Below are 18,694 nucleotides of genomic sequence, written 5' to 3'. Positions count from 1 at the left end.
TGGCACCGGAGCGGACGGAGCGGGCTCAACGTCCACCCCGGTGCCGGATAACGGCCCGCCGCGCGCCACCACAAGCGCCAACTCGGAAGCGAGCCACGCGGCGGACCTGTCTAGGGGTGAAGCACTTGACTAGCTTGGCTAGTCAAATTGACGGTAGAAGATGGGACGGCCAGGCACAAGACGACCAGCCCGACTATTCCTAACTTGGCTAGTCAGGTTCTAATCTGTGCGCGTGAACCTCACCGCGGCCGATCTCGACGACCTGGAGCCCGACGACCACCGCCCGGCATCCCAGCAGATCGCCAACGTCCTCCGCGCCGTCATCCTGACCAAGCGCATCGGCCCAGGTGAACGCCTACCGTCCCAACTCGACCTTGCCGACCGCTACAGCGTCGCCCGCGAAACCATCAAGACCGCGCTGCGCATCCTCCGTGACGAACGGCTGATCGTCACGAGGCAGGGAACCGGCGCGTTCGTCCGCACCAGCACCGAGAAGCCGGTAGGTCTACGGCCGCACATCGAGGCAGCGTTCGAACGCCCACACGTCTCCATCGACTTCGCCGGCTTCTCCGGTGAGACCCTCCACGGCGCGATGACCGAACCACTCGACAAGATCCGCGCGGGCCGCCTCTCGCCAGAGTCGATCACGGTCCGAATCTTGCTTCCCGACCTCAGCGAGTCAGCGTCCGTCCCGGCGGCCGCGACTACCGACGGAGACGACAAGGCTGTCCGACGCCGCGCCGAGCGCATCATGCGCCGACACGCGGAGTCGATCGTCGATGAGGTCAACGAGCTCGCCGACCTCGGCCTCATCCGCAACGCCACAGCCGAGATCCGCCATCACCGGACCGCGGTCCTGTTCAAGCTCTACGTCCTCAACGGCGACCAGGCCTTCTTCGGCTTCTACCCGGTCGTGAAACACACCGTCACGATCGACAAGACGCCAACGCCGATCTACGACGTCATGGGCAAGGACGTGCCCCTTTTTCCCTACGTCGCCGGAGACAACGAAGACCCGGCGACCCTCTACGTGGAGCAAGCCGAAGCTGGTTCGACAGCGTGTGGACCACCATTGCTGAGGCACACCGCCCATGACCGCCAGTGTCGAACAACTCGAAGACCTAGTACGGGGTGGCGCCGCGATCCTGCTGGACTTCGACGGGCCAATTTGTTCAGTGTTCGCCGGCTACGCAGCTCCAGCGATAGCGAGCGAGCTCAGGGACATGTTGGGTGCCAACGCTGCCGAGTTCGAAACCGAAGACGACCCTCTTCAGCTACTCGTTAGGCTAGATGCGACAGCGCCGGCGGCGACAGTTCGGCGCATCGCAGACGCCCTTCGAGATAAAGAACTGTTGGCAGTAAAATCCGCGACCGAGACCATTGGTGCCCTTGATACGCTCAGGGCCGCGAGAATGGCCGGCAGGCCAACTGCGGTAGTTAGCAACAACTCGGTTTCAGCCGTCCGCTCATATTTGGAGCGCCACGAAGTGTTAGATCACGTGGACATAATCAGTGCGCGCAATGACGGGATGCGCCCGTCGTTACTCAAGCCTCACCCGCACCTAGTCAGGCACGCCTTGGAGCGCCTTGACTTGTCGCCCAATCGGGTAATCTTTGTTGGTGATTCAAGCAGCGATGTAATCGCAGGGCACGCGGCAGGAGTATCTACGATTGGATACGGCAAGAGTGCCGAAAAACGCAAACGACTAGTCGATGCGGGCGCAGATTACATCACGGACAGCATGGCCGAGATTGCGTCCGCGCTGCTCAAATAAAGGACTAGCCAAGGAACGGCATGGCAACGCAGCTGTGCAAGCTCGCTACGTAGCGTAGGCAGATTGGAGGCTTAGAATGCCGGAAACCCGATCGACGACGACGAAGGATGTTGCTCTCCTGCTCCAACTGGAGGAGAGCAAGCAACTAACTGTAGCCCCCGAATATCAGCGGACCGCCGTTTGGCCGCGGCCAGCTAAAGCATACCTAGTTGACACTATCTTAAAGAACCGGCCGATCCCTCTATTGTTCTTTGGAAGAACGATCAACGCGCAAACCGGTCGAACCTCCTACGAGGTAATCGACGGCCAGCAGCGGTTGCGGGCGGTTTTCGATTTCATAAAGAACAAGTTTTCGCTGACGGAATCCGACCTGGATAGTCCGTGGTATGGAAAGAAATGGCGTGACCTCAGCGACGACTCGCGGTCGAGATTGCTGGGCTACGACTTCGTAATCGAGGAATTGGGTGGCTACAACGACGAGGACATCCGCGACATGTTCCGCAGGATGAATCGCTACGTGGTCAAGCTCAATGCCCAGGAACAGCGGCACGCGGTGAACGTCGGCAAGTTTAAGGATTTCTGCGAAGAAGTCGGAGGCTGGGAGTTCTGGACAGCCAACAGAACCTTCAGTCTGCAAGCGCAACGGCGCCGCCTCGCAGACGAGTTCGCTGCAGAACTCGCGATACTTCTCCTTGAAGGACCTCAAGACAAGAAGAAAACGGTTGAACTATATTTTGGGCAGTATAAGGACGAGTTCGAGTATGCTGATGATCTCCGAGAGCGGCTGCTAGAGTACACGTCCTTTATCTCAAAAGCGCTTCCGTCGCTGGGCGCTATGCAGCTCAGAAGTAGAGCAAACGTATACGCACTCATAGGCGCTCTCGATGAGGTCTCGGACCAAGGCGAGCACCTTGAAGATCTCTCCGTCGAGACTACCCGAACCACACTTGAAGCATTCGATCAGCAGCTCCAAGAGGAGCAGCCCGATCGCACGGCGGCGCGGTATCTCAGAGCCGCGAGCCGTCAAACCGACAACGTACAGCCCAGAAAGACGCGCATACAGATCCTGGTCAAGCTGCTCCTGCAAGGCATGTGAAATGGAGGCCACAGCCGCACAATGGGTGGCCGCTTATGAAGCCAACTATCCGGCCCTCAAGGATGCCGCAGCCCTTGCAAAGGGCGAGTTGACGGAGGCGCTTAGGCCTCGGCCACTCAATATCCATTCCATCGAGGTGCGAGCAAAAGCACCAGATTCTGTTTACGCGAAGATCAGGCGAAAGGGCTATAAGGACCCAGCGAGCCAGATGACCGACATCCTGGGCGCTCGGGTAATCACGAGCTTTTCAGGGGACATCGAGGACGTCGTTACCCGCCTAAAGTCCAAGTTCGACGTCGACGACAAGAACTCCATCGACAAGAGGCGCGCTTTAGGCGTCAGCCAGTTCGGCTACAGGAGTGTTCACCTCGTCTTGGCGATTCACAAGCCCGCGGAAATTGGGCCGGTGTCTGAGCTCTTAAGCCGAACAAAGGTCGAGGTTCAGGTTCGGACAATTATCGAGCACGCATGGGCAGAGGCAGAACACTTCTTGAGATACAAGTCGGGCATCGAATGGCCGGAGAATCTTAAAAGGAGATTCAACGCCGCTGCGGCGACTCTCGAAATGGTGGATCGTGAGTTCGATGCGCTTACGACCGACATAAACGGCCTGGTTGCCATTCAGAGTCAGCGATACAAAGAAAGTGGGCCGACAATCGAGAGGTTTGATTCGGCGAAGTTCCTTGCCTTCATGGCTGTTGCGCGCCCAGACGCTGCGCGTTTAGGGCCGAAACCGCTGCTCCTGCCGCTACGTCGAGCAAGCGAATGTGTAAGTGCTCTGGCGGAGATCGGAATCACAAACGCCGAGCAACTGCACACGATCCTGGAAAGCGCCAGCTTTCGAGCGATAATCCGTGATTACGCCGACCGGAACGAGGTGGAGCCGGAAGACGTGTCGGCAGCCGTCTGCGTAAGCGCGGTAGTGGCCCTTTCAGATTCAGCTAAGCTCGCCGATTATCCCGCGCTAAACGATGCAGAAATTCGCCGCCTCGCCTCGCCGTCAACCGACGATGAAGACGGCGATGTCACCCAGGTGTCGCCAGAAGAAGACGGTTCTACCGTGGGCTAGCGATAGGATTGGGGTTTAGCTGCGTAAACGCGGACGCGGGAGATGCGGATCCGATTAGTTGGACGCACGTCTGCGCACAATCTAAGATCTTCAGACCGCAGTCTCCCACCAGTGTGGATTAATCGACCGCGCCGAGCTTGGAGCGCGCCAAGACCTCACGGGCCTGTTGCAGCGCCTCTTTTACCCCTTCTTTGTACCAGGTAGTTCTGTGGGAAGTGGCTATGTGCCGGATGGCGCCATCCTCCACACCCGCGTAACGGAGAATTGCGGCCCTCGTGACAGCAAAGACGGACTCGTAAAGGAACAGCAGGGTCCCGCCATCGAATCCGTGATGCCCGGGCGAGCTCATGTGTACGAGCTTATTGCGGACCTCAGCAACTGTCACCGCCCAACTCTTCTGGTCGTCCACGACCGCGTCGGCGACAGGTGAGACCGTGGAGGCCAGCTCCTCGAGCCGGTGCGCGAGCGTCGGTTCGTTAAATCTCAGATGCGACTTTATCCAGCTTCTCCCCTTGGAGTCGGGCATGCTCGCAATCGCGAGGCCGCGGAGGAGCGCGAACCTATCATCCGGAAGGCGGGTGCCTCCAAACGCAAGACGGTGGAAAGCCTCTGCCGCCCCTGCCAGGTTGAAGAAGCGGTTCTCAACGTAGGACCACTGTGTCGTTCGGGCTGACATAAGCAGTCCCAGCACGTATCCCAGATCACCCGCGCGGTCCAACCATCGAGACAGGGCTTCGACACCGCCGATGTCCTCCATACGGATAAGCATGGAGTGTGGATCTACGACCTTCGCTTTAGAAGCCTTTTCGACTGGTTCATTGAAGTATTCGATGGGATCTTGCGTGTTGGGAAAGGCGTTTCCGGCGAGGCTTCGCTGCGGCAGATCCGCGCGTTGGAATTTTGCGGCCGTCCTCGGACTCGGGCTATCGACGCAGAGGGTGATAAGGTTCTCAATGATGTTAGCGTCTCGCAGGATCTCATCAAATTGCTGCGGCTCGTCATATTGGAGGCGCACGATCGGCAACTCCTCGATGCTTCGCCTCCGTGAACCCTGGTCTCCTTCCTTCCAAAGAAAGTCGATGAATACCTTGCCTTTGGAGAATTCCGAGGACAGTGATTCTGGCTTGATGTAGTTGATCGCCAGGTCGCCCGGCGGCCTCGATTCATTTTCCGCGAAGCCAGTGTCCTCGAGCCACTCGGCGAAGTTGTGATACTGGGCTTGGATCGTGGTGAACACGGGACGGTCTTCCGGAATATACGAAAGACCAGAGAAGAAATGCCGGACGAGGTACCGCTCGTAACTAAGACCCGAGCCGTAGAAACTTTCCCCAAAGCGCTGACAGCCCAAAAGCGTAACCTTCTGATTGCGAACTACCCCGAGGATGCGCGGGACGCTCTCAGCCCGACGGGGCAAGCTGGGTTGGCTTACCACGTTAAGGTGGCATCCCGCTTCGGGGCTGTATTCCAGGTGGCCCGGAAATGGATTATCCTCCGCTTCCGGAAGCCAGAATATTCCATTTTCGTTTAGCTCGTTCAACTTTCCTCCTCTGTGCGTAGCGGATGGACGCCAATATGCACGACACAGGCGTTGCCGAATCTGGCTGTAGAGGATCAAGGCGCCGCGCAAGCGCGGCGCGACCGTGCCGGCTCGGCTGCGCTTTGGGCCTCTGGCCCTCCGCGCACCGGCCGGCCGCGTCTGCCTTCGATCGGTCTACCGATGCTGTCCCCACAGGCTTTCTAAGTCGGCGACCGCAGACTGGTGCGATGCTGCCCATCTCACAACATCGGGCTGGGCGCTCCGCGGGTGCTCGACGCACCAACGCAGGACTGAGAGGGCCAGCTCCACAGCCCTCTCAGCGGACTCCACCGAGTAGTCGACGTACTCAGGCGCCGTGTTCGTACCCAGAGGGTGTGGGACAGACGCTTTCGGCTTCTCCTCGGGATGAGCGGCTGCGTCGCGAAGGTCAAACAACCAAGCGAAGTCGACGGCCCACCTGGCGTTGACGGCACCGGTGTTGAACACGAGCTTCAGCGCCTCGCGTATCTTCCCGTGCCGCTTGGTGCCCTTCGATGCCCAGATTTGGCGGACCGACGCCGGAACCACCGTGGAGCCATAGAGCGCGTCTAAGGCATGCGCCGACGCAGCGACAGCGATCAACGACGCTTCGAACTCCCGTCGCATCCGCTCGTGTAGGCCGTTGCCCTGGGCCGGACGCGTGGCTTCGTGCCGAATCCGACGCGCTGCCTGCCCTTGATCGATTGCGATCGCGATCCAACTCCGCCACAGGCTGGTGCTGACCTGAATCGACGCCACCTCGATCTCAGCGACGCCCAGCGCGACCGACGCAGAGACCTCGGCACTTACCCTTAAAGATCCACACTCCGGGCACTGTCGTTCGCCCAATGGCATTCGCTGGAATTGAGCCTCGTTGTATTCATATCCACACTCTGCACAGGTGTGACGGGCCACCACGCGAAGGTACACGGTCCGTAGTGGACGGATCAGATCGTGTGCGGGGCGCCGCCTCGGACCCTGGCTCTCCTCGGAGATCAGCGTCCGGTGGGGATCTCCTCGATCGTGCATCGGGACCGCTACTCGTGAACCTCCGGTCGGGTCAAGGCCGAGCCGCTTCGCGGTCGCCTTCGGCGAGCCTTGACCCGACCGGAGAACCCCGCGCAGGGATTGACCTGCCCGACCGAGGAGATCCGGCCGCCGGCGGAGGGGGTGGAAGGAACGAAGATCGGCGTGCCATACGCGTGCCAGTAGACCGTGCCACAAGCGGTCTTCAGGGGTCACCCACGGACACGACGACCAGGCCGCCGAGCTGCGGTTTCATGCTCGGCGACCTCGCCGGCCAACGTCTTCCAAACTGACGGTGCGGGTTCGATTCCCGTCGCCCGCTCAATCTCTTATGACCTGCGGTCATAAGAGATTGAGCCATTCCGGCTCCGGGGCCGAGCCCCGGACACCCCACGTACCGGTGGTCACGGTCGTCGGTAGGCGACGCTGTTTGGCGTTTGATCCGCTTGTCCATCGCCGTCGGGATCTCGCGGCCACCGGCCGCGTGTTGGCAGCCGAGCGCCGCGCATGCTCGACTGGCAAGTTGGGTCATGAGTTCCTGGGTGTCGGCGCCGGCCACCGCGGCGACGGTGTTGCCGAGATCGTGGAAGTGGAAGCTTCGCCGAGGCCGGCCGCGCCGGTCGACTCGGACCAGCGGTTCGCTCGGCGGAAGTTGCCGAAACGGGGCAGGGCACCTTTGTCGCCGGTGAAGATCAACGCCTCCGGCACGTCAGGGACGTATCCCGCCGCGAAATGATCTCTAAGTGCGTCGGTGGCGACTCCAGATAGGGCAACCGACCGGACGCCCGCGACGGTCTCCGCTGTCCCGACAGCGCCGCGAGCCTTCGGTGGACGTCAACGCTCTCGCTTCGAGGTTGACGTCGCAACGGCGCAGCGCGGCAAGCTCGCCCCAGCGAAGCCCGGAGAAGGCAGCGAACAGGTTGAAGATCGAGAATCGTGGCGGCATCCGCTGGCGGTCCGTCGCAACTCGCGCGACTGCCGATGCCACTCGACCCCGCCTAGCATCGCCTGATGAGTGGAGTGCCGGTCCGCGTCACCGTTCAGCAGGACTGCAACGGTCCTGGCGATGCCTGGCTGCTTCCCCGATTGCAGATGCGACTGCGACCGGTCGATTCGCCCATCCACGCCCCGCGAGCGAAGCTGGGCGGCCAACCCGTATGGCTGGGGCCATCCACCTGGCCGCTGTCTCGCAGCCTAGGAACGCCCATGATGTTCGTCGGGCAGATCCCCATCCCCGGTGAACCAACGTGCCTTGCCTACCTGTTCATTACCGACGGCCCCGCCGAGACCTTCGACGCGGAGGCCGGCGAGAACGCGCTCCTGGTACAACCCGGCGGGCGCCTCCCACCCTTCATCGCTACGACCGAGACGGCCACCGGTCCGTCCCTGTGGCGACGGGGCATGACATGGGACGAACATGTGGGCGTCGAACTCGCCGTGGACCTGGTCCCACCGGACCCAGCCGCCGAGGCAACTCTGGATGCGGATATCGCACGCCAAGAGGCGGAACGGGCAGGCGTGCTGCTGGAGGTACCCGACGCGGTCGTCGAAGACGCCAGCCCGCTTCCGCCCTACAGCTATGTCGGGGGCAAGCCCCACCTGTGGCAAAGCGACCTTCAGGGGATACCGACCGACTGGCGGTTCCACTTCCAGCTCGACGGCGGGGAAGGTCAAGGACCCGACGACCCCTACGCCCTCAACTTCGGCGGAGGGACCGGATACGGCTTCCTCTCGCCGGACCTCCGCGAAGGCCGCTTCTTCTGGGATTGCGTCTGACGCCTACGGCAAACCGACAACCGGTGCCCCACAACGGCGCCTTATTTCGTTTGCGTCCTGGGTTTGCCGGGGCTTAGCTCGGCGGCATGGCCGCACCATCACCGGTCTTCGTAGCGGGCACCGGTCGTTCGGGAACATCGCAGCTCGCCGACATCATCGGGCAGCATCCGCAGATCCACCGGGTTCCGATCGAGACCCGGTTCATCCCCGATCCGGGTGGGTTGCGGGATCTGGCCGACGCGCTGACGTGTCGATACGACCCTATCGTCGGCGAAGAGGCCTTCCAGCGGCTGAGCGATCTGCTGACCGTGCGCCTGGCCGACCGGCGGGACCGGGATCGCGGTTACACCTTTCCCGAGATCCTCGGCGAGCGGCACTACTGGGACGCGGTGACAACGCTCCTGTCGGAGCTCGTCGCGGTCACCTACGACGAGCCGGAGGGTCAACGGCGGACCATCCCCCGCTACTTCAGCGACCGGGGCGAACTGATCCAGATCCTGCGGCGCGCGGTCGACACGATGTTCTGCGGTGCGGCGGCCGACGCGGGCAAGGCGACCTGGTGCGAGAAGACGCCGTTCAACCTGCTGTGTATGGACTTCCTCTGGGAGCTCGTCCCGGAGGCGACCATCGTGCACGTCAAGCGCCACCCGGTCGCCGTGGTCGCGTCCCACATCGACCAGCCGTGGGCACCGCCCACGGTCGACGGCGCGCTCGCCTGGGTCATGCCGGTCTATGACCGGTGGCTCGCCTGGAAGGGCACGGCCGACCTCACCGGCAAAAGGTATGTGGAGGTCAAGGCCGAGGATCTCGCCGCCGACTGGCCCGGGCAGCGACGCGCCCTGTTCGACCGACTCGGCGTCGACGACTTCGCGACCAGCTCGACGTTCGAGTCGCGGATACTGGAAAACCGCAAAGACCAGTTCGACACCGCGACACGGGAGTACGTCGAACGCGCACTCGATGGCGTCATCCCGGCCATGGGGTACGCATAGCCGGGATGACGCGCCCGCCGGTCAGTCGAGTGCGGCGAACATGCCGGGCTCGTAGGTGCCGCCCTGCTGATGGACGATCACGCCCATCCGGGTGGCGGCGTTGATCATGGCGATCAGGCAGATCAGGGTGCCGACCTGGTCGTCGTCGTAGTGCTTGCGGACCGCGGCCCAGGTCTCGTCGGAGACGCCCTGGTCGGCGTCGGCCAGGCGGGTGCCCTCCTCGGCGAACGCCAGCGCCGCCCGCTCGGCCTCGGTGAACACGCTGCTGTGCCGCCACGCGGCGACCAGGTTGAGCCGCAGCGCGGTCTCACCGGCCGCCGCGGCCTCCTTGGTGTGCACGTCGACGCACCAGCCGCAGCCGTTGATCTGGCTCGCCCGCAGCGACACCAGTTCCTGGGTGGTCTTCGACAGGCTCGACTCGTCGAGAACCTTGGAGGCGGCGAAGAAGCGCTTCGCGGCCTTCGCGGCGGTCGGGCTGTCGAACAGGTTGAATCGGGGTTCCATGGCCTCGTCCTCACTCGTGTCGGTGACGAACACGAGATGCCGGCGGGCCGATCGCTGTGACAGCGGCGCCTTGTGACCCGCGCCATCGCACGGTCGGCAGTTAGCATCGGCGCCGTGAGCGGTGAGGGCGCGCGCTGGATGGCCGGCGACGCGTCAGCGCGCGGCCACGAGGTGAGGCGGCCTCTCTTCGTCGCCGTCACCGGGCCGACCGCCAGTGGCAAGACCACGCTCGCCAATGGACTGTCGGCCCGGCTCGGTGCCGACCTGGCCGTGCTCTCGCTCGACGACCTCGTCATCGGTCGGGCGGCACTCGCCGCCACCGGCCGGACCGTGACCGACTGGGACGACCCGGCTCTGTGGCGCTGGGACGACCTGCGGGGTCACCTGGCCGACCTCCGAGCCGGAAGGCCGACCGTCGTCGACGCCCGGTCACGCGAGAGCCGCGCCGCCGCGACGGCGAGCCGCCGCCTCGTCCCGGCGCCGGTGGTCCTGCTCGTCGGACACCTCGCCCTGCACGACCCGGCCACCGCCCGGAGCTTCGACGTCCGGGTCTACCTCGACCTTCCGGAGGAGGAGCTGATCCAGCGCCGCCTGAGTCGCCCACCGGCCGCGGAGAACCGCGAGCCCTACCTCACCGACACGCTGCTGCCCGCACACCGACGCCTCGTGCTCCCCCAGAAAGCGCGCGCGACCCACATCCTCGACGCGACCCGCCCGCCCGACGCGCTGGCCGACGAGGTTGCCGCCCTCGTCCGGCGCGCCGGCTAGAAGCGGTCGGGCGCCGGAACGGCCCTTGCCGCCGCCGCGGCGGGCAGCGCGGCGGCCGGTGCCAGGAACACCTGGGCGCCGTCGCCGGCCAGTTGGCGGAGACCGGCGTCGGCTGGTGAGTCCGCGGCGAGCGGGTGCGGGCCGTACACCGCGGGCGTGCTCGGGGTCGCGACCACCTCGCCGGTTGGCCGGACCACCGTTGTGCCGAACGACAGTCCGGCGTCGGTCCAGCCGAGCGGCACCACCCGGTCGTGGTCGCACTCGAGTGCGACCTTCGTTTCGCGGCTGGTTTCGACCTCGACGAAGCGGACCTGGTCTGCGCAGTGGTCCTGTTTGTTCGCGGCTTTCACCCGGGCGAAGGACAGCCACCTGCCGTCGGCGGACCAGCGGACGTGGCTGTAGGGCAGCTGACCCAGGTGCAGCGCCCGGCGGCCGTGCACCGTGTCGTAGAGCCAGAAGTCGAAGAGCTGCGGCAACTCGCCGACCCGCTCGACCGACATGATCGCCCAGCGCAGGTCGGGCGACACCGTGTGCAGGTTGCCCGCGACCGTGCGGTAGTCGCCGGTGGTCGGGTCGATCACCTGGGCGGCAACCTCGCCGTAGCCGATCGGCATGCCGTACGCCGCGACGATCTGCGGACCCGCCGCGGCAACGGCTGGCGCGGGCGCCGGTGACACGATCGGTGACGTGGCGTCGGGGCCGATGTAGCCGAGCCGCCACAGCACCGCGGCGGCCGCCAGCAGCACCGCCACCACGACGCCGGCGCCGGCGCGCCTGCCACCCGAAGCCAGATCCATGGCCGGATCCTCCTTGACGACGAGGAAATTCGCTGCCCCGGGAGGACCGCCGCGAGACCTAGTCCGGCAGCGCCGGCAGTTCCTGGCTCGTCTCGTAGGAAGCGACCTCGGCGATCCGCCGGGCATGCCGCTCGGCGCCCGAGAACGGCGTCGACAGGAACGTCTCGACCAGGGCCGTCGCCTCGTCGAGGGTGTGCTGCCGCGCGCCGACCCCGGCCACGTTGGCGTCGTTGTGTGCCCGGGACAGCTGCGCCGTGTCGGCGTTCCAGATCAGCGCCGCCCGTACACCCTTGATCTTGTTTGCCGCGATCTGTTCGCCGTTGCCCGAGCCGCCGATCACGATGCCGAGGCTCCCGGGGTCGTCGACCACCCGGGCGCCGGTGTGCAGGCAGAACGCCGGATAGTCGTCGCCCTCGTCGTAGACGTGCGCACCGACGTCGACCACGTCGTAGCCCTTTGTCGCGAGGTGGGTGACCAGATGGGACTTGAGCTCGTAGCCGGCGTGGTCGGAGCCGAGGTAGACGCGCATGGTCAGCAGTCTCTCAGTGCGTGCCCAGCTCCGCGAGCACCAGGCCACCCCGCGCCTTCGGGGTGAACCAGGTGCTCTTGCGCGGCATCTTGGCCCGCGCCAGGTTGACCGCCACGAAGTCGTCGACGGTGACCGGCGCGATCAGGATCGCCAGCTCGGCGCGGCCCGCGTCGACCTCGCCGACCAGCCACGAGGCGGGGTAGTCACCACCGACATAGGTGATCCCCTTGTCACCGGGCTCCAGGCCCAGCGCGTCGCGCAGGATGACCCGCTCGACGAGCGCGTGGTCGAGGTTGTCGACCGGCCCGGCGCTGGGGTCGTGCGGCAACTCGACGGCGTAGGCGGTGCCGGCGGCGTACAAGATGACGGACGTGGGGTTGAGATCTGAGACCGGGGTGACAGAGGCGCCCGCCGCACGCAGCGCGTCGACCAAAGAAGCCGGGGTCAGGGTCAGCTCCGACACCAGGCGGTTGTAGGGCTGGATCGCGACCGACGCCGGCGTGGTGATCACGGCGAGGAAGCGGGGCAGCTTGCCGAGTTGGGCGGCCAGGCTGCGGTGGTTGCCGTCGGCCACGACCAGGTCGCCGCCGCTGGCCAGGGCGAGCAGTTCGTCCTGGGTCGCGCCGGGGCCGAGCGGCCAGATCGCGTGGGTGCGGCCGGCCTGGTCGAGATCGGTCGCCGCGGGCGCGCCGGCCGCGTCGCACGCCGCCGCGAGGGCGGCCTGCAACTGCGCGCCACCACCGGTCTGCAGCAGGAGTACGGGCGACAGCAGGTGCCCGACCGCCTCGGCCAGAGCGACCCGCTCGCGCACCTTCTCGATGAACACGTCCTCGTTGCGGATCACCAGGCCGGGCTCGTCGGCGCTGGTCGAGATCTGGTCGGTGTCGACCGTGGCGAACATGCCGTAGGCCGGCTCCTCACCGGGAGCGGTGATCCGGTAGAGCACCACGACGCCGTCGGCCGGGGTGTAGCTGCCGTCGTCCTTGGCGTCGGCGAGCCGCTGGGCGGCGGCCGGCAGCGCGTCCAGGAAGGAGCCGCCGGCGCCGGGTGCCCGGTGCGGCATCTCGATCGCGAGCGCGCTGCGCGGGTTGTCGGCGATGATCGCGGTGATCTCGTTGTCGTCGGCGAACTCGTCGTAGTTCTGCGCGCCGGTGCCGCCGGTGGTGATCCAGGCCCGGGCGATCGGGTGCACGATCGTCATGTCCGAAACGCTACCGATGGGCGCCGGCGTGACGACCGACACCCGGGTGCCGTCTCAGGCTGTGGCCGCGACCGGCGCTTCGCGCGGGAACGACACCAGCATGTCGAGCCGGTCGAGCGCGGTCGGGTCGGATCCGGTGGGCGGCGCGAGGCCCGGGAGGGCGGCGACCGCGTCGGTCCCGCGGGGCGCGGCACCGACCAAGATCGGCGTGGCGAGCAGGTCGGCGCAGTAGTCGGGCAGGGCCGGGGCGAGCGTCTCCCAGCGACCTTCGTCGACCGACCAGTAGGCAGCGCCGGCGATCTGATCTGACATCAGAGATCCTTCGATGCGAGGGTGCCAATCGGACACCCTACGCAACGAATCGGTCGGCCGGCGGGAAAGGGTCCGATCAGTCGAAAATCGGACCCACGTCGCGGGTCCGCTTGAGCTCGAAGAAGCCCGGGGTGCTCGTCACCAGCAGGACGCCGTCCCAGAGCTTGCCGGCGGCCTCGCCCTTGGGCGCCGGCGTGACCACCGGGCCGAAGATCGCGACCCGGCCGCCGTCCGGACCCGGAGCGTGGATCACCGGGGTGCCGACGTCCATGCCGACCGGCTTCATGCCGGCCGCGTGGCTGGCCCGCAGCGCCTCGTCGTAGTCGGTGCTGTCGGCGGCAGCGGCCAGCGCGGTGTCCAGGCCGGCATCGGCCAGCGCGGCCGCGTACAACTCGGGTCCGCGTTCCTGCTTCTGCAGGTGGATCCGGGTGCCGAATGCGGTGTAAAGGTCGCGGAGCACCGCGGTGCCGTATTTCTGCTCGGCGGCGATGCAGATCCGCACCGGCCCCCACGCGGTGCGCAGGAATGTCCGGTAGCTCTCGTCGAGGTTGTCGCGGCCCTCGTTGAGCACGGCCAGGCTCATCACCCGGTAGGTGACGTCGACGGGGCGGACCTTCTCCACTTCCAGCAGCCACCGGGAGGTGATCCAGGCCCAGGGACAGGCGGGGTCGAAATACATGTCGACGCTTTGACGATCGGACACGGCGTAAGCCTTCCGGGGGATGGGGTTCCTACCCTGATATTCACCCTCGTCCGACCCTTTCCGCACCTGATGCCCCGCGTGACGTGGGTTACCGTGGTTCGCTCTTACGGGCATGGAAGACTCGACGGAACTGACAGTGTCGTCGGCCAGAAGCTCGGCCTGCGAGCGGTGAAACGGAGAACAGACTGTGGCTGGTGTGCGTAACCTGACCCAGGCGGAGGCGGCCGAGCGGGCCCGGCTGCTCGACGTGACGTCCTACGACATCAGTCTGGATCTGGCTTCGGCCGGTCAGGGCGACGCGCGCACGTTCCGCTCGACGACCAAAATCGTGTTCGACTGCCGCGAGCCCGGCGCCACCACGTTCATCGAGTTGGCCGCCGCGTCGGTGCGCTCGGCGACGCTCAACGGCGACGCGGTCGACACCAGCGGCTGGGCCGCCGACAAGGGCCTCACGATCACCGGCCTGGCCGCCGCCAACGAACTAGTGGTCGACGCCGACTTCAACTACTCGACGTCGGGCCAGGGTCTGCACCGCAGCGTCGACCCGGTCGACGGCGAGACCTATCTCTACAGCCAGTTCGAAACCGCCGACGCACAGCGCGTGTTCGCGTCCTTCGACCAGCCCGACCTCAAATCGGTCTACACCTGGCACGCGACGGTGCCTTCCCACTGGAAGGTCATCTCCAACATGCCGGTCGACTCGGTCGAAGCGGGCGCCGACGAGGTCAAGACCGTCCACTTCGTGCGGTCGGAGCGGATGTCGACCTACATCACCGCGCTGTGTGCCGGGCCCTACCACGAGGAGCGCTTCGCGCACGACGGCATCGACCTCGGCTATTTCTGCCGGGCCAGCATGGCGCAGTACTTCGACGCCGACGCCCTCAACCTGATCACCACGCAGGGCTTCGACTTTTACCACTCCAACTTCGGCGTCCGTTACCCGCTGCCGAAATACGACCAGCTCTGGGTGCCCGACTTCAATGCCGGCGCGATGGAGAACTTCGGCTGCGTCACGCACGCCGAGTCGGCCTACGTCTACCGCTCGCAGGTCACCGATTTCGAGTACGAGCAGCGCGCCAACACGATCCTGCACGAGCTGGCCCACATGTGGTTCGGCGACCTGGTCACCATGCGCTGGTGGAACGACCTGTGGCTCAACGAGTCGTTCGCCGAATGGGCGAGCCACTGGTGCAACACGCACGCCACCCGGTTCTCCGACGCCTGGACGACGTTTCTGTCGATCCGCAAGAACTGGGGCTACCGGCAGGACCAGCTCAGCTCCACCCACCCGGTCTACTGCGAGATGCCCGACCTGGAAGCGGTCGAGGTCAACTTCGACGGGATCACCTACGCCAAGGGCGCGTCGGTCATCAAGCAGTTGGTGGCCTACGTCGGCCTCGACCCGTTCCTCGCCGGCCTGCGCGCCTACTTCGCCAAGCACGCCTGGGGCAACGCCACCTTCGACGACCTGCTCGGCGAGCTCGAGGCCGCGTCCGGCCGCGAGCTGCGCAAGTTCGCCGCCCAGTGGCTGGAGACCGCGCAGGTCAACACGCTGCGCCCGCAGGTGGTCATCGGTGACGACGGCTCCTACGAGTCGGTCGTGGTGCTCCAGGAGGCGCCGGCGGGTTACCCGACGCTGCGCACCCACCGGATCGGGGTCGGCCTCTACGACCTCAACGCCGACGGCAAGCTGGTCCGCCGCGACCGGCTGGAGATCGACGTGACCGGCGAGCAGACCGCGGTGCCACAGCTGACCGGCGTACGCGCACCCGACGTGCTGCTGCTCAACGACGACGACCTGACCTACGCCAAGCTGCGCCTCGACGAGCGCTCGATGGCCACCGTCGTGCAACACATCGACGGCTTCGACTCGTCGCTGGCCCGCGCCCTGTGTTGGGCCGCCGCGTGGGACATGCTGCGCGACGCCGAGTTGGCCGCCCGCGACTACGTCGCGCTGGTGCTGACCGGCCTGCCCGCCGAGTCCGACATCAACCTGGTCACCGCGACGCTGCGGCAGGCCGGCGGCGCCCTGTCGTTCTACTCCGACCCGGAGTGGGCGCCGACCGGCTGGGCCCAGGTCGCCGACACGGCCCGCACCGCGATGCTCGCCGCGGATCCGGGCAGCGGCTTCCAGCTCGCCTGGGCCCGGGCGTTCGCGTCGGCGGCCCGCTCCGACGAGCACCTGGCCGCGCTGCGCGGCTGGCTGTCGGGTGACAACATCCCGGCCGGCCTGCCGATCGACACCGAGTTCCGCTGGTCGCTGCTCGGTGCCCTGGTCGCCAACGGCGCCGCGTCGTCGGCCGAGATCGACACGGAACTGGCCAACGACCGCACCTCGAGCGGTGAGCGCGAGGCGGCCGAGGCGCACGCGCTGATCCCCACCGCGGAGAACAAGGCCAACGTGTGGCGGCACCTGACCGAGCAGGCCGAGCTGCCCAACTGGCGCAACCGCGCGCTGCTGAGCGGCTTCCAGCACCCGGCCCAGGTCGACCTGATCGCGCCCTACGCGACGAAGTTCTTCGAGTCGGTCGACGCGGTGTGGGCGTTGCGCGACAGCGAGCCCGGCCAGGAGTTCGTGGTGATGGCCTACCCGACCTACACGATCACCGAGGACGTGGTCACCGCCGCCGACGCGTGGCTGGCCAGGTCAGGGCAGCCGGCGGCGCTGCGCCGGCTGGTCGCCGAAGGGCGCGACAGCACCGAACGCGCCCTGCGCGCCCGCCAGCGCGACATCGCGGCGGGTTCGGCCGGCTAGCTAGTAGGCGCCGCGGTACTCGGCGGTCGCGGGCGGTGGCGGCCCGCCGCGCTTGAGGACGAAGTTCGACAGGGCCGACTGGAACGCCGGGCTCGCGAAGTCCTGGTCGATCCGGCGGAGCTCGCGCTGCTGCGTGGCGGCGAGCTCCGCCTCGGTCGGCAGCGGCCGCCACCGCTGGCGGTCGAGCTGCTTGGCCGGGTGCCGGTAGTTGACCGCGAACTCGTGGATCCAGTCGGTCAGGTCGCCCGTCCGCAGCCCCTCGGGCACCAGGTAGTCGACGAGTCCCTGCCGCTGCGCCTGGTGCGCGCTGAGCGGCAGGCACTCGTGCAGCAGCCGGGCCCGGGCCGCTTCGTCGGCCATCCGGTCCGGCAGCGTGAGGGTGTGGAACTCCGAGCCGGTCAGCCCGCCCATGCCGGTGTAGTGGTAGTTGAACGTGCGCCCCGGCACGGCGACCACGACGTCGGCGCAGAGCGACAGGAACGCGCCGCCGGCGCCGGCGTCGCCGTCGAGCAGCACGATCACCGGGACCCCGTCGCGGCGGGCCTGGAACATCGCCAGGGCCACCTCGTTGATCGCCCGGATGTTGGCGCGCGCCTCCTGTTCCACGCCCGCCGCGCAGCCGTACACGTGATTGAGGTTGATGCCGTTGCCGAACGGCCCGCCACCGCCGCCGCGCAGCACGACCAGATCGATCTCGGGCCGGCGCGCCGCCGCGGTGACGGTCGCGGCAACGGTGCGGCAGAACCGGGTCGACCAGGCACCGTTGTACGCGGCCGCGGTCACGATGGCGATCTGGTCGCGGCGGTGCGTGGTCACCGGCCGGTAGGGCTGCGGGTTGCCCTGCTGCGCCGGCAGGTGCTCGACGGCATCCCGCAGCCACCAGGTGGCCGGCTGCTTGAAGCCGGTCTCCTTCACGTACCCGATCCAGACGCTGCCGCGCAGCCCGTCGCCGTCGGCCGGCCCGGCCGCGACCCGGATGGCGCCGTCGAGGATCCAGCCGACCACCCGGCCCGGCTCGAAGCGGGTCGCCCCGGCCGGGTGCACGTCGAAGATCCGCACCGGCCGGCCGGCCAGTTCGGCGGTGACACCGGGCGCACCGTCGCGGGCGGCGGCCCGCCAGACGATCTCCTCGGCCGGCAGCGCCCAGTCGACGGCGCAGTCGCCCTGGCGCAGCACGTCGTTCCAGGTGCCGAGCACGTCGGGGTGCGCGTAGTCGAGCGGCCTCGGCGTCGACAGGCCTTGGACGAGCCGCTCCAGCCCGTCGAACATCGCGGCGCGGTTGAGGTTGGCGTAGATCCAGCTCTTGGTCGCCGGCCCCGGCGGGTAGCGGAAGCTCGTCGTGTGCACGATGTCGCCGGTGTCCCAGCCGTCGGCCGCGAGCAGCAGGGTGGTGCCGCCGAAGGTCTCACGCCGGAGCCGTCCCCAGTCGATCGAGGAGGCGCCGCGGTCGCCCATCCGCCCGGGATGGTTGATCACCACACGCCCGAGCAGCTCGTCCGGGACCCGTTTCGTCAACGTGGGCGCGAAGATCAGATCCGGACCGTAACGGCGGTCGGCGTCGACCATGGCGGCACCGTCGGTGGCCGGCTGGAACGCGGTCTCGATCCCCCGGTCGCGGAGCCAGCAGTAGGCCGCCATCGTGGCGCCACCGAACCCGTTGGACAACAGCAGCACGCGCGGTTTGTTTGGTAGCAAAGCAGAACTCCCGATCCGGTCGTCATTTCCAACGACCGAGCCCGGCTTTGCGAGGCGGCGCAGCCACCGCGACCCAGATTTCGACACGGGGTCGATTAACCCGCGGCGCTGTCGCCGCGCGACGGACGAAAAGTCCACCCT

At 66.5% G+C, this 18,694-nt stretch carries 16 protein-coding genes and 1 pseudogene; 8 read left to right on the top strand and 9 right to left on the bottom strand.

The genetic code is table 11. The annotated features are described in order from the left end of the window. Positions 1 to 232 precede the first annotated feature (232 nt). From AB0J74_RS13430 to AB0J74_RS13415, 4 genes and pseudogenes are all read left to right on the top strand, one after another. Positions 233 to 1,095, top strand: a pseudogene (locus tag AB0J74_RS13430) (winged helix-turn-helix domain-containing protein). Next, positions 1,092 to 1,775 carry an HAD family hydrolase gene (locus tag AB0J74_RS13425; protein ID WP_363447985.1) on the top strand — a complete coding sequence of 228 codons (684 nt, stop codon included), beginning with the start codon at positions 1,092 to 1,094 and terminating at the stop codon, positions 1,773 to 1,775. Before AB0J74_RS13430 ends, AB0J74_RS13425 begins: the two are co-directional and overlap by 4 nt. 76 nt (positions 1,776 to 1,851) lie before the next feature. Next, positions 1,852 to 2,871, top strand: coding sequence for a DUF262 domain-containing protein (locus tag AB0J74_RS13420; RefSeq protein ID WP_363447984.1), 1,020 nt, complete (start codon positions 1,852 to 1,854; stop codon positions 2,869 to 2,871). A 1-nt stretch (position 2,872) separates the two neighbouring features. Continuing rightward, positions 2,873 to 3,940: a hypothetical protein gene (locus AB0J74_RS13415; RefSeq protein ID WP_363447983.1), complete on the top strand. Its 1,068-nt coding sequence runs from the start codon at positions 2,873 to 2,875 to the stop codon at positions 3,938 to 3,940. Between the two features lie 118 nt (positions 3,941 to 4,058). On the opposite strand, the gene AB0J74_RS13410 is transcribed toward AB0J74_RS13415, so the two are convergent. Continuing rightward, positions 4,059 to 5,477 carry a HEPN domain-containing protein gene (locus tag AB0J74_RS13410; RefSeq protein WP_363447982.1) on the bottom strand — a complete coding sequence of 473 codons (1,419 nt, stop codon included), beginning with the start codon at positions 5,475 to 5,477 and terminating at the stop codon, positions 4,059 to 4,061. 174 nt (positions 5,478 to 5,651) lie between these two features. Continuing rightward, a complete protein-coding gene (locus AB0J74_RS13405) occupies positions 5,652 to 6,122 on the bottom strand; it encodes a hypothetical protein (protein ID WP_363447981.1) in 471 nt (156 codons plus the stop codon). A 1,605-nt stretch (positions 6,123 to 7,727) separates the two neighbouring features. Here AB0J74_RS13405 and AB0J74_RS13400 point away from each other — a divergent pair. Both AB0J74_RS13400 and AB0J74_RS13395 read left to right on the top strand, forming a co-directional pair. Then, entirely contained in the window at positions 7,728 to 8,297 is a 570-nt protein-coding gene (locus tag AB0J74_RS13400; RefSeq protein WP_363447979.1) for a hypothetical protein, read from the top strand. An 86-nt stretch (positions 8,298 to 8,383) separates the two neighbouring features. Beyond that, entirely contained in the window at positions 8,384 to 9,289 is a 906-nt protein-coding gene (locus AB0J74_RS13395) for a sulfotransferase (protein WP_363447977.1), read from the top strand. 21 nt (positions 9,290 to 9,310) lie between these two features. Here AB0J74_RS13395 and AB0J74_RS13390 read toward each other — a convergent pair whose 3' ends face one another. Beyond that, positions 9,311 to 9,793, bottom strand: coding sequence for a carboxymuconolactone decarboxylase family protein (locus AB0J74_RS13390; protein WP_363447976.1), 483 nt, complete (start codon positions 9,791 to 9,793; stop codon positions 9,311 to 9,313). Between the two features lie 114 nt (positions 9,794 to 9,907). Between AB0J74_RS13390 and AB0J74_RS13385 the strand changes: the two genes are divergently transcribed. Then, positions 9,908 to 10,561 carry an AAA family ATPase gene (locus tag AB0J74_RS13385; protein ID WP_363447975.1) on the top strand — a complete coding sequence of 218 codons (654 nt, stop codon included), beginning with the start codon at positions 9,908 to 9,910 and terminating at the stop codon, positions 10,559 to 10,561. Here the strand turns inward: AB0J74_RS13385 and AB0J74_RS13380 are convergent. The 5 genes from AB0J74_RS13380 to AB0J74_RS13360 all read right to left on the bottom strand — a co-directional run bounded on the left by AB0J74_RS13380 (position 10,558) and on the right by AB0J74_RS13360 (position 14,103). Continuing rightward, on the bottom strand, positions 10,558 to 11,358 hold the full coding sequence (locus AB0J74_RS13380; RefSeq protein ID WP_363447974.1) for a hypothetical protein: 801 nt from the start codon (positions 11,356 to 11,358) through the stop codon (positions 10,558 to 10,560). The two genes, AB0J74_RS13385 and AB0J74_RS13380, sit on opposite strands and share 4 nt — an antisense overlap. A 58-nt stretch (positions 11,359 to 11,416) precedes the next feature. Continuing rightward, positions 11,417 to 11,887, bottom strand: a complete 471-nt coding sequence (locus tag AB0J74_RS13375) for a ribose-5-phosphate isomerase (RefSeq protein WP_363447973.1) — start codon at positions 11,885 to 11,887, stop codon at positions 11,417 to 11,419. A gap of 13 nt (positions 11,888 to 11,900) precedes the next feature. Next, positions 11,901 to 13,088 (bottom strand): DUF1015 family protein, encoded by a 1,188-nt coding sequence (locus AB0J74_RS13370; protein ID WP_363447971.1) that lies wholly within the window; start codon positions 13,086 to 13,088, stop codon positions 11,901 to 11,903. A gap of 54 nt (positions 13,089 to 13,142) precedes the next feature. Continuing rightward, complete coding sequence (locus AB0J74_RS13365; RefSeq protein WP_363447970.1) at positions 13,143 to 13,400, bottom strand: hypothetical protein; 258 nt, start codon at positions 13,398 to 13,400, stop codon at positions 13,143 to 13,145. Positions 13,401 to 13,476: 76 nt separating this feature from the next. After that, positions 13,477 to 14,103, bottom strand: coding sequence for a DsbA family protein (locus tag AB0J74_RS13360; RefSeq protein ID WP_363447968.1), 627 nt, complete (start codon positions 14,101 to 14,103; stop codon positions 13,477 to 13,479). A gap of 196 nt (positions 14,104 to 14,299) precedes the next feature. On the opposite strand from AB0J74_RS13360, the gene pepN reads away from it, so the two are divergent. After that, a complete protein-coding gene (gene pepN / locus AB0J74_RS13355) occupies positions 14,300 to 16,858 on the top strand; it encodes an aminopeptidase N (RefSeq protein ID WP_363448360.1) in 2,559 nt (852 codons plus the stop codon). Here the strand turns inward: pepN and AB0J74_RS13350 are convergent, their stop codons facing one another. After that, a complete protein-coding gene (locus AB0J74_RS13350) occupies positions 16,859 to 18,532 on the bottom strand; it encodes an enoyl-CoA hydratase-related protein (RefSeq protein WP_363447966.1) in 1,674 nt (557 codons plus the stop codon). It abuts the gene before it with no gap. Positions 18,533 to 18,694 lie beyond the last annotated feature (162 nt).

The sequence above is a fragment of the Asanoa sp. NPDC049573 genome (genome assembly GCF_040676615.1).
In the GTDB taxonomy this organism is placed as follows: domain Bacteria; phylum Actinomycetota; class Actinomycetes; order Mycobacteriales; family Micromonosporaceae; genus Asanoa.
Note: the sequence above shows the minus strand (reverse complement) of the source record. Positions and strands in the feature narration are given on the sequence as shown.